The organism is Alkalibacterium sp. s-m-28, assembly GCF_054658175.1.
Window position 1 is genome coordinate 1 of sequence record NZ_BAAGIQ010000371.1, and the last position, 269, is coordinate 269.

Below are 269 nucleotides of genomic sequence, written 5' to 3' on the forward strand. Positions count from 1 at the left end.
GCGGTGACGATGGCGGGAAGGATCCACCTGTTCCCATTCCGAACACAGCCGTTAAGCTTCCCAGCGCCGAGGATAGTGAAGGGTTTCCCTTTGTGAAAGCAGGACGTTGCCGTGCAGCTCTTTTTTTATTTTCAGAGATATTTGGAGGTTTAGCTCAGTTGGGAGAGCATCTGCCTTACAAGCAGAGGGTCAGCGGTTCGAGCCCGTTAACCTCCATAGATCCATGAGCCGTTAGCTCAGTTGGTAGAGCAACTGACTTTTAATCAGTG

1 tRNA gene and 1 rRNA gene are annotated in these 269 nt (G+C 50.9%); both read left to right on the plus strand.

What is annotated here, in order from left to right:
* Window positions 1–115 (plus strand): 5S ribosomal RNA (gene rrf / locus ACYQ4S_RS12650).
* Window positions 116–143: 28 nt separating this feature from the next.
* Window positions 144–216, plus strand: a tRNA-Val gene (locus ACYQ4S_RS12655).
* Window positions 217–269: the final 53 nt, after the last annotated feature.